Annotated in this window: 4 protein-coding genes; all 4 read right to left on the minus strand. The window is 53.1% G+C overall.

Annotation, left to right across the window (positions count from 1 at the left end; genetic code table 11):
* Positions 1 to 1,376, minus strand: a 1,376-nt coding sequence (locus PAT3040_RS30155) for an FAD-dependent oxidoreductase (protein ID WP_219930334.1), incomplete at its 3' end; no start/stop codon positions are given.
* A gap of 34 nt (positions 1,377 to 1,410) precedes the next feature.
* A complete protein-coding gene (locus PAT3040_RS30160) occupies positions 1,411 to 2,925 on the minus strand; it encodes an extracellular solute-binding protein (RefSeq protein ID WP_108995599.1) in 1,515 nt (504 codons plus the stop codon).
* Positions 2,926 to 2,987: 62 nt separating this feature from the next.
* Positions 2,988 to 3,863 carry a carbohydrate ABC transporter permease gene (locus PAT3040_RS30165; protein WP_108995600.1) on the minus strand — a complete coding sequence of 292 codons (876 nt, stop codon included), beginning with the start codon at positions 3,861 to 3,863 and terminating at the stop codon, positions 2,988 to 2,990.
* 30 nt (positions 3,864 to 3,893) lie between these two features.
* On the minus strand, positions 3,894 to 4,841 hold the full coding sequence (locus tag PAT3040_RS30170; RefSeq protein ID WP_108995603.1) for an ABC transporter permease: 948 nt from the start codon (positions 4,839 to 4,841) through the stop codon (positions 3,894 to 3,896).
* Positions 4,842 to 4,876: the final 35 nt, after the last annotated feature.

Below are 4,876 nucleotides of genomic sequence, written 5' to 3' on the forward strand. Positions count from 1 at the left end.
TATTGGCCTTGTTCGATCAGCAGCCTTCGAACATCCGCCACGGGAACTTCCCGCGTGTTAAGCCTCCGGCTAACAGCCAGAGCCGCCGCGGTTCCTGCCCCTTGCCCAATGCCCATTGCCGTCGCCATGACGCGAACCGAACCAAACGCGTTATGCGTCGCCGAGATGCAGCGCCCGGCTACGAGCAAATTTTCGACTCCTTGGGGAAGCAAACTGCTGTAAGGAATTTCGTAGACCGCCTTGCCCGAACCGGTAAACACCTGCTGCTCTCCTTCCGGCGGGTGAATGTCGATGGCGAACGTGCCGCATGCAATGCCATCCTCGAACGCCCGGCTGTTCAGCACGTCTTCCTCGGTCATCGTGTAATCCCCGACGATATGCCGCGTTTCGCGAACGCCGACCTGCACGCCGGTATCGAGCACGTAGGCGTCCTCGAATCCGCCGATGTTCCGCTTCATGAATTCGGTCACAGCCCACGCCTGATGCCGCGTTTCGATCTCGGCCCTCGTCAGGTCCATGACATTGGTACCGTCGATGCCTTGAAGGCGGGTACAGTTCACTACAAATTGACCTTCTCGCGGAAGCTCGTACATCAGAATCCGCGGCGCGGCATCTTTCGGATACTCCCCGCGCTCGACCGCCGCTTGAATAATTTCCTTCATCCCGAGAAACGCCAGCGCGCTTTGCGCGTCTATCTCTTCGTCGCTAGGCGAATCTTTGAGCAGCTGCCGGTTGTCTTTCATCCAGGCTTTTAACCGGCCCACATCGACGCCGGCCACCCGGTAGAACAGCGTTACCGGCTGCATCGCTCCGTCCGACTCCCGTCCTTTGACAAAAGGAGCGCCGATTCTCGCGGCGACGTCGGCGTCCGCCGAGCAGTCGATTACCGTTTTTGCCCGAATCGCCTGCCGTCCTGATTTGCTTTCGACGATAACGCTGATGATTCTGCCGTCTTCCGCGTAGGCGTCGGCGAACGTGGTATGCAGCATCAGTTCGACGCCGGCCTCCTTCAGCATTTCGAACAGCACGAGCTTCATGCCTTCCGGATCGAACGGAGACATCGAAGCATTATCAAACGTCAAATCCGTGACGTGGCCCAGAGAGACCGTCTTCTTAACCAGCCGGTCAACCAGTTCGCCGGCTACGCCCCGGATAACTTGATTGCCGTTAACGTCATGGAACGTAAACATCGGATTGACCATAGCTACTGTCAAATTGCCGCCGACGAATCCGTACCGCTCAAGCAGCAATACTTTTGCTCCGTTGCGGGCGGCTGCTACCGCGGCGCCGATTCCCGCGGGGCCTCCCCCCACGACGAGCACATCCGGTTCCGCCGTTACGGGAATGCGCCGGGCCGTTTCTTCAATATAATTCATTTTCATGCCGCTCCTTCCAAGTGCAACGTATTCTCTATTTTTTTGTGCTGTACCAGTCGTTGATCGCTTTTATTACGTCGCTGCCTCCGGACGAATCCCATTTGCTGAGGAACTTGGCGAAGTTCTCGACCTTCTCGCCGCTGAGCAGCACCTGCAGGAAGAAGTCGTTCTCCATTTGAGTCAGGCTCGGCAAGTTTTTGCCGACAGCTTCGATTGGCGGCATAAACGCGATCGGATTGACTTTCGCATATTTGTCGAAATCCTTATTGATAGCATTAAAAGCTTCGAACAAAGTCGGCGTCCGGCGAAGACGCGCCAGCCACATTTCCGCATACTCGACTTCACGAATGCCGTTGAGGAAGAAATACGCGCTGCCTCGTTTTTCCGTGAAAATCGGCATAATCGGGCTGTAAACTCCGTTCTCCTCGTTAAACGTAACACCCTTTTCGCCCAACGTCAGAAACGTGAAGTTGTCTTTCTCCATCTTCATGTCCATAAACTTGATCGCTTCTTCGGCATTTTTAGAGGACTTCGGAATCGCATGCACATAAATCAGCTTGTCGGCCATTTCCACGCCGGCCGATCCGTCAGGTCCCTGCAAAGGCGAGATGTAACCCATTTTGCCGTTGGGCACGTTCGTTTTAAATGCATCGTTCATATTCGAGGCCAGATTCCAGTCGCCCGAGATCATCGCCGCCTGACCGCTGATGAACTTCTCCTGGGCTTGGGCCGATTTATTGATCGGCCAGTCTTTATCGACCAAACCTTCGTCGAACAGTTTCTTCATGAAGGCAAAATACTCTTCCATTGCCGGGTGCTTAATTCGCGGCAGCAATTGTCCTTCCACTTCGGACCACGCCGTATAGATGCCGTACGCGCTCCAGACCATAGGGACGTTCATTCCGTTCCCCGTAAGCGGAATCATATCCGGCTTCTTTGCTTTGATCGTTTTCAGCGTTTCGTAGAACTCGTCTAGCGTTTCCGGCGTTTTCAAACCAAGCTCATCCAGCACATCCTGCCGCACGATCATCGTCTGCTCAATGTTAGCGCGTTCGTTTTTCTGCGGAATGCCGTACAACTCTCCGTTGTATCTGCCAAGCTCCCAGGAAGATTCCGAGATTCCTTCCTTCAGGTTCGCTCCGTGTTGGTCGACCAAATCTCCGATCGGCTGAAGCGCGCCTTGGGCGACCAGCGTATAAAACTGCGGCGGGTTTAACGTGAGAATGTCGTAGTTCGCGCCGGACGCAACCTCGATATTAAGCTTTTCCTCCGGATTATCCTTAGGCAAAAGCGTATAGTTGATCTTATAACCCGTCGTTGCTTCGATGTCTTTGGCGACAGGATCGTTGTTCGGGTCGAAACCGACGTTAAAAGCAAGAACCTCCAGTTTCGGCTTCGCTCCTCCGGTTTCCGCCGAAGGCGAAGACGATGGGCTCGTTCCGCCCTGACCGGCTTCCTGCCCCGTTCCTCCCGAGCAGCCCGCAAGCACGGTTAATGCCGCGATCCCGGCAATTGCTGTTTTCATCCATTTCATGCGATTGGATAACATAGATGATTAGCCTCCCTTTTTGTAGCCTCTGTTTTTTATATTAGGGCACTTTGCCTCAAAACCTAACCTTTAACCGATCCGAGCGTCATCCCTGTCACAAAATAACGCTGCAGAAATGGATAAACCAATAATATGGGTACTATCGAGGAAATAACGGTCGCAGCGCGAAAACCTTCGGGCGCCATGCTGAGCCTGACCGTATCCGGCTGTTCCTGCAACAGCTCCTCCGTGTTAGCAATCGTTTCGTACAAAAACAGCTGAAGCGGCTTCAAATCGACCGAGCTGATATAAATCAGCGGGTGAAAATAATTGTTCCAGTAGCCGACAGCATAGAAAATGCCTAGAGTCGCGATGACCGGCAACGATATCGGCAGCACGATCGATCGCAAGATTCGCAAGTTCGTCGCTCCATCGATCTTGGCGGATTCTTCGATACTTTCCGGAATGCCCTCGAAAAACGTTTTGCAGACGAACAGGTTAAACGGCACGACGAGCAGCGGAACGATCATGGCCCAGATCGTATTGAGCAGTCCCAGCTCCTTCATCAGGATGTACCCCGGGATGATGCCGCCATAAAACAGCATACTGAATACGTACAGCAGCAGAATCGGCTTGCGTCCCTTGAATTCGGGCTTGGATAGCGGATAGGCTGCCAATATCGTAATCGTCAGGCTGAGCGCCGTGCCAATGATCGTTACGAGCAAAGTCACCTGCAGCGCTTCGAAGAACCGGGTATGCGCAAACACGAAACGGAACGCTTCGAGATGCATGCCGATAGGGTAAAACGTAATTTTATTCCCCATGACGGACGCTTGATCACTGAACGACTTCGCAAGCACGTGCAGGAAGGGCAATAGGCAGATGAGCCCGACAACGACGATCAGCGCATTGTTGACGGCATCGAACCATCGGTCCGATCGGTTGCGAATAGAATTCATGAAATGGTTCTCCCTTCTCCCGTCCCCGGGCTACCAGATGCTTTTTCCCAGAAACCGTTTGCTGGCCTGGTTGCTGGAGTACACCAGTATGAATGCGATAACCGATTCGAATAAGCCAAGAGCCGTCGACAGGCTGAAATCCATCTTCCCGAGTCCAATCCGGTAAACAAACGTCTGGATAATGTCCGCTACATCGTACACCGCAGGATTGTACATAACCAGAACCTGCTCGAAGCCGGCGTTTAAAATCTGCCCCAATCGCAATACAAGAACGAGCATGATAACAGGCATAATGCCAGGAATCGTAATATGCCAGATTCGTTTAAACCGGCCTGCCCCGTCTATGAGAGCCGCCTCCTGCTGCTGCGGGTCGATGGCCGTCATTGCCGCCAGAAACAGAATGGTGTTCCAACCGGTTTCCTTCCATCCTTCAGTAAAGACGAGCAATGAACGAAACCATGACGAATCAGAGAAAAAGCTGATGCTTTGGCCGCCGACGGCTTCGATCACTTTGTTGATCATGCCGTAGGAGCCGAACAAGGAATAGAACAGGCCGAAAATAATGACCCATGACAGGAAATGCGGTAAATACACGATTGTCTGGACCCAACGTTTCATCCAGCGGATTCTCAGCTCGTTTAGCGAGATTGCGACGAGAATCGGGATTGGAAACAGGAACACTAACTTGTACAAGCTGATGATCAGTGTATTGCTGATGACCCTCAGGAAGGCTTCGTCCTCAAAAATGCGGTTAAAGTGTTTCATGCCGACCCAAGGGCTTGCCATGATCGAATCGATGATGTTGTTGCCCGCAAACAGGTTAAAATCCTTGAAAGCCAGCGATAGGCCCAGCAATGGAGCAAATTTGTACACGACCAGGAAAATCAGTCCCGGCAAGCACATCAGATAAAGATCGTAATTCATCCGGAAATAGCGCCAAAATCGTTGGCCGTCCGGCTTGCGGCGGCCTGCCGCCATCGAAGGCGGCAGCTGTCCCGTCACTGCTTCGGACT

The sequence above is a fragment of the Paenibacillus agaridevorans genome (genome assembly GCF_003112455.1).
GTDB lineage: Bacteria > Bacillota > Bacilli > Paenibacillales > Paenibacillaceae > Pristimantibacillus > Pristimantibacillus agaridevorans.